Source organism: Pseudoxanthobacter sp. (genome assembly GCF_036822375.1).
Classification (GTDB): Bacteria; Pseudomonadota; Alphaproteobacteria; order Rhizobiales; family Segnochrobactraceae; genus Pseudoxanthobacter.
The window spans coordinates 1-5,885 of the sequence record NZ_DAISHT010000206.1 but is presented as its reverse complement, the minus strand read 5'-3'; the positions used below and the strand labels follow the sequence as shown (position 1 = coordinate 5,885).

Below are 5,885 nucleotides of genomic sequence, written 5' to 3'. Positions count from 1 at the left end.
AGACATAGCCGCCGGGGCCGGTGCCGATGACGACGAGATCGTAGGAGGCCATTGGAGAACTTCCTCGCTTGAACAAGCGCTTGTAAGGTCACCGGCCGGAAAATGAGATCGGACGACCGGCGGGCAGGGTAAATCCGGGCCGCGGCCGGCGGAGGACAAGACCCCGGCGGACCGGATCCGGCGGGCTGCGGGCTGAGGTGACGCATACCGCAGGTTCGCCGCCTCCGAAAGCCCTCCGGGCATCAAAACCGCCGCTGCGGGGCATGGTGCGGCGCCGCGTCCCGGCCCGCGCGGGGCTGCATCCGCCCCGGCATGCCGCGGCGGATGGCCCCGTCTTTGACCTTGTCAAAGCCTGAGGCGCGAAATGTCGCGCATCCCCGATCCCGGCGCCCGGCGCGATGCCTTCAGTCCCGGTCCGGGCCGCGCAGCAAATCCGGCCGCCGCTCCCGTGTCAGCTTCAGTGCCTGCTCGCGCCGCCATTTCGCGATGCGGCCATGGTCGCCGCTGACCAGAATATCGGGAATGGCGCGTCCCTCCCATTCTGCCGGGCGGGTATAGTGCGGATATTCCAGCAGCGGCTCGGAGAAGCTCTCCTCGGTGCCGGAACTCTCCTTGCCCATCACGCCGGGAATAAGCCGAACCACGGCATCGATCAGCACCATGGCGGGGATTTCGCCGCCGGAGAGCACATAATCGCCGATGGAAATCTCGGTCAGGCCGCGGCCGTCGATCACCCGCTGGTCGACGCCCTCGAAGCGGCCGCAGACGATGACGACGCCGGGGCCGCCGGCCAGTTCGCGCACCAGAGCCTGCGTCAGCGGCCGCCCGCGCGGGCTCATCAGCAGGCGGGGGCGGTCGTCTCCGGCCGGGCTGGCGGCATCGATGGCCCGCGCCAGAACGTCGGCGCGCAGCACCATGCCGGGGCCGCCGCCGGAGGGCGTGTCATCGACCGAGCGATGGCGGTCGGTGGCGCTGTCGCGGATGTTGCGCGCTTCCAGCGACCACAGCCCCTTTTCCAGCGCGCGGCCGGAAAGGCTGATGCCGAGCGGGCCCGGAAACATCTCGGGATAGAGCGTCAGCACGGTTGCGGCAAAGCTCACCGTGCCGCCTCCCCGTCATCCTGATCCTGATCCTGATCGTCGCCGGGGCCGGGTTCCGGGCGCTCGTCGTCGCTGCCGCCGATCAGCCCCAGCGGCGGCTCCACCACCACGCGGCGGCCGGCAAGATCGATCACAGGCACCACCGCTTTCGTAAACGGCAGCAGCAGCGTCGGCCCGCGCGGCGGGGCCACTTCCAGAAGATCGCCGGCGCCATAGTTCTGCACGGCGATCACCGTGCCGAGGCTTTCGCCGGCTCCGGTCACGGTATCGAGGCCGATCAGGTCGGCATGATAGAACGTATCCTCGTCCTCCGGCTCCGGCAGTTCGGAACGCAGCACATAGAGGTCGAGATTGGTCAGGGTTTCGGCGGTGTTGCGGTCGGTGATGCCGCGGAAGCGCGCGATCAGCCGTTCGCCCACCATTTTCAGCCCGGTGAGGCGAAAGGTCCGGCCGTCGGCGGCCGAAAAGGACGGGTAGTCGAGCAACGCTCCGGGATCGTCGCCGAAGGCGTTGAGCCGCACTTCGCCGCGCACGCCGTGCGCCGCGCCGATGCGGGCTATCAGGATGCGGTCGTCGTCGGCCATCGGTCAGCGGCTCCGGCGGGCAGGGGTCTTTTCAGCCAGTAAGGGTCTTTGCGACCGGCAGAGATGCACCCCGGGAAGGCAGGGCCCTTCCAAGGCGCAGAAGGGGCGCGCGCGAACCGCGCGGCGCCCCTTCGCAAGATCGGGACCCGCAAGGCCCCGGCCGCCCTTCAGGGCTGCCGGATGCCTTCGCGGGACCGGGATCACTCGGCGGTGGCTGCAGCGGCCTCGGCGCGGGCGGCAGCGCGCTCCTTGGCCTTCTCGCCGGGCTCGCCCTTCGTCGGGTTGTTGCGGGCCGGGCGCTTGGCAAGGCCGGCAGCATCGAGGAAGCGCAGCACGCGGTCGGTCGGCTGAGCGCCCTTCTCCAGCCAGTACTGGATACGCTCGGTGACCAGCGTCACGCGCTCGGCGCTGTCCCTGGCGAGCAGCGGGTTGAAGGTGCCGACCTTCTCGATGAAGCGGCCGTCGCGCGGGGCGCGGGCGTCGGCGATGACGATGCGGTAGTACGGGCGCTTCTTGGCGCCGCCGCGGGCGAGGCGGATTTTCAGGGACATGGGTTTCTCCTTAAAGCAGTCTTGTCTGGTTTGGTTCGTTGCATCCCGGCCGGTCAGCGGCGTTCGGATGCAGTATCGGGGATCGCCGTATCACGCGCGATCTCGTGATGGCGAATGACCTCTTTCACGATGAAATTCAGGAATTTCTCCGCGAAATCGGGGTCGAGGTCGGCATCCTTCGCCAGAGCCCGAAGGCGGGCGATCTGCCGGGCCTCGCGCGCCGGATCGGCCGGCGGCAGCTTCTCGCGCGCTTTCAGGGCCCCGACGGCGCGGGTGCAGCGAAAACGCTCGGCCAGCATGTGGATCAGCGCGGCATCGATATTGTCGATGCTGGCCCGCAGGCTGGCGAGTTCGGGGTGGATAGCCGGTTCGCTCATTTCTTCCGCGGCCCCTTCGGCAGGCCCGGCAGACCGCCAAGGCCGGGGAGCCCGCCGCCGAGGCCGGGCAGGCCGCCCGGAAGCCCCTTCGGCAGGCCGCCGGCGAGACCGCCCAGTCCGCCGGGCAAGCCACCGGGCAGTCCGCCCTTGCCCATGTTGCGGGCCATTTCCTCAAGGGCGGCCGGGTCCATCTTCGGTCCGCCGCCCATCAGGCCGCCGAGACCGCCCAGCAGTCCGCCCTTCTTCTTGCCCATCATCTTCATCATGTCGGCCATGCCGCGGTGCATTTTCAGAAGCTTGTTCACTTCTTCAACGCGCGTGCCGGAACCGGCGGCGATGCGCTTCTTGCGGCTGGCTTTCAGGATGTCGGGCTTGCGCCGCTCCTCCGGCGTCATCGAATGCACGATGGCGATCTGGCGGCGGATCATGCGGTCGTCGAAACCGGAGGCGGCGATCTGGTTCTTCACCTTGGCGACGCCGGGCATCATGCCGAGAATGCCGGACATGCCGCCCAGCTTCAGCATCTGGCCGAGCTGCTCGGCCAGGTCGTCAAGGTCGAACTCGCCCTTGGCCATCTTGCCGGCGATCTTCGCGGCCTTGTCGGCATCGACCGTCTGCGCCGCCTTCTCGACGAGGCTGACGATATCGCCCATGCCCAGAATGCGGCCAGCGACGCGCGAGGGGTCGAAGTCTTCCAGCGCATCGGCCTTTTCGCCGGTACCGATCAGCTTGATCGGCTTGCCGGTGACGGCGCGCATGGAAAGCGCGGCGCCGCCGCGGCCGTCGCCGTCGGCACGCGTCAGCACGATGCCGGTGATGCCCACGCGCTCGTCGAAGGCGCGCGCCACCGTCACGGCGTCCTGACCGGTCAGGCTGTCGGCCACCAGCAGCACTTCGTGGGGGGTGGAGAGGCGGCGGATCTCCGCCATTTCCAGCATCAGCGGCTCGTCGATATGCAGACGGCCGGCGGTGTCGAGCAGCACCACGTCATAGCCGCCGAGCCGGGCGGCGGTCATGGCGCGTTCGGCGATCTGGGTCGGCGACTGGCCGGCCACGATCGGCAGGGTATCGATGTCGTTCTGCTCGCCCAGCACGCGCAGCTGTTCCTGCGCCGCCGGGCGGCGGGTGTCGAGCGAGGCCATCAACACCTTACGCTTGTCGCGCAGGGTAAGGCGTCGGGCGATCTTGGCGGTGGTGGTGGTCTTGCCCGAGCCCTGCAGGCCAACCATCATGATGGCGAACGGCGGGGCGGCATTGAGATCGATCGGCTGGGCATCGGAACCCAGCATCTCCACGAGCTGATCGTGGACGATCTTGACGACCATCTGCCCGGGAGTAACCGACTTCACTACTTCCGCGCCGATGGCGCGGGCGCGCACCTTGTCCGTGAACGAACGCACGACGTCGAGCGCGACGTCGGCCTCGAGCAGTGCGCGGCGAACCTCGCGCAGCGCCATGTCGACGTCGCTCTCGCTGAGGGCGCCACGGCGCGTCAGGGCATCGAAGATGCCGCTCAGGCGATCCGACAGGCTCTCGAACATGCGCGTTCCCGAACAGTTTCCGGCCGATGACAGCAACCGCGCAACGCAAATCGCGCCCGCGGGCGAACATCGCTGGCGGGCGTTGACCTCCGGGCTCTCATGGCCCGGTCGGCGCGGATAGTCCTCGACACGATCGAAGATGGCGGGTTTTTAGGGTTCCGGGGCGCCGGAGTCAAGCTTTTCCACCGGCCCGGGGCGCCACCCGCACGCCGGCGAGCAGCCAGAGGCCGGCCATGAAGAACGCCGGAATGGCGGCAAATCCCGCCTGCTGGCTCTGGGTGAGGCTGGTGACCACGGCAACGGTCAGCGGCGCGGCGAAGCTGGTCAGCTTGCCGGTGAGGGCATAGAGGCCGAAGAAGGCGGCCATGTCCTCGGCCGGGGCGAGGGCGGCAAGAAGCGTGCGGGAGGCCGATTGCAGCGGACCCAGCGCGAGGCCGAGCACGATCGAAACCGCCATGAAGATCTGTTCCGACGCACTCGCGAAGAGCCCGCCGCTGCCGGGCGGGGCAGGGGCGGTGGCGACGACGAACAGCACATGGTCGCGCCCGATGGACACGAACGCGAAGGTCGTGAGGGTGACCATCACCAGCGATCCGGTGATGACCGGCTTCGGCCCCAGCCGGTCGTCCAGCCAGCCGCCGGCAATGGCGCCGATGGCGCCGCAGAAACTGAGCAGCAGGCCGAAGATGCCGAGTTCCGCATCGCGCCAGCCGAACTGGCTGGCCCCCAGCAGGGTGCCGAGCGCGAACAGCGCCACGAGGCCGTCGCTGTAGAGCATCTGCGCCAGCAGGAAACGCGCCGTCATCGGCTGGCGCGGAAGCTGCGCGATGGTGGCGCGCAGCCGGCCGAGCCCGGTGCGGACCCTGTCCGCCGCGCGGGTCCGGCCGGGCAGGGAGCGCCGCTCGGGCACGAACAGGAACAGCGGCGTCACCACCACGACATACCACAGCGCCGAGAGCGGCCCGATCAGCCGCTCGCCTTCATAGCTATGGGTATCGAGGCCGAACAGCGGTGGAATGCCGATCATGGTCAGCCCGCTTTTGGGCGAGCCGATGATGAAGGCGAAACTGGTCAGCACCACGAAGATGCCGGCGACATAGCCTGCCGCCCAGCCGAAGCCGGAAAGTCGCCCGATGCGCTCCGGCGGGGCGAGGGCGGGCAGCATGGCGTTGTTGAAGACGGTGGCGAATTCCGCCCCGAGCGTGCCGAGCACATAGGCTGCAAGCGCGATGAACACCGCGTCGGGCGTGCCGGGCATGGCAAACCACAGCAGCGCGCTGCCGGCCACGAGCGGAATGGAAGACAGCGCCAGCCACGTCTTCAACCGGCCGCCGGCATCGGCAAGGGCGCCGAGGACTGGCGCGCCGATTGCCAGCAGGATGCCGGCAAGGCTGGTGGCATAACCCCAGAGCGCCTGTCCGCGCACGCCGTCTCCCACCAGCACATTGGCGAAATAGGCTGGGATCACGAAGGTCATGACCAGCGAATAGAATGGCTGGGTGGCGCAGTCGAACAGAACCCAGGAGACGATGGCCTTGCGGCCGGGCGGGCAGGACGGAGCGGCCATGCAGGTTTCTGGTCCCGTTCCCGGTCAGCGCGGTCGGCCGGCTTGCTGGTGAAGATACCCTTCCATGCCCGAGTTGCCGGGGTCAGACAAGGCATTGGCGGCGGCAGGCGATCCGGTGGGTTTGTGATGCGGTATTTTTATACCGTATACATGCAGCCCGGCCGC

General features: G+C 68.6%; 6 protein-coding genes. All 6 read right to left on the bottom strand.

All coding sequences use genetic code 11. The features are described 5' to 3' along the window. Positions 1-404: 404 nt before the first annotated feature. A complete protein-coding gene (gene trmD / locus V7067_RS14715; protein WP_334176658.1) occupies positions 405-1,100 on the bottom strand; it encodes a tRNA (guanosine(37)-N1)-methyltransferase TrmD in 696 nt (231 codons plus the stop codon). Continuing rightward, entirely contained in the window at positions 1,097-1,684 is a 588-nt protein-coding gene (gene rimM, locus V7067_RS14710) for a ribosome maturation factor RimM (protein WP_334176657.1), read from the bottom strand. The genes trmD and rimM overlap by 4 nt, the downstream gene beginning before the upstream one ends. 200 nt (positions 1,685-1,884) lie before the next feature. Next, on the bottom strand, positions 1,885-2,235 hold the full coding sequence (gene rpsP, locus V7067_RS14705; protein ID WP_334176656.1) for a 30S ribosomal protein S16: 351 nt from the start codon (positions 2,233-2,235) through the stop codon (positions 1,885-1,887). A 53-nt stretch (positions 2,236-2,288) separates the two neighbouring features. Beyond that, the gene (locus V7067_RS14700; protein WP_334176655.1) at positions 2,289-2,612 is read right to left on the bottom strand and encodes a chorismate mutase; all 324 of its coding nucleotides are present in this window, start codon (positions 2,610-2,612) and stop codon (positions 2,289-2,291) included. After that, positions 2,609-4,153 carry a signal recognition particle protein gene (gene ffh, locus V7067_RS14695; protein WP_334176654.1) on the bottom strand — a complete coding sequence of 515 codons (1,545 nt, stop codon included), beginning with the start codon at positions 4,151-4,153 and terminating at the stop codon, positions 2,609-2,611. Before ffh ends, V7067_RS14700 begins: the two co-directional genes overlap by 4 nt. A 172-nt stretch (positions 4,154-4,325) precedes the next feature. After that, positions 4,326-5,720 carry an MFS transporter gene (locus tag V7067_RS14690; RefSeq protein WP_334176653.1) on the bottom strand — a complete coding sequence of 465 codons (1,395 nt, stop codon included), beginning with the start codon at positions 5,718-5,720 and terminating at the stop codon, positions 4,326-4,328. Between the last annotated feature and the right edge of the window lie 165 nt (positions 5,721-5,885).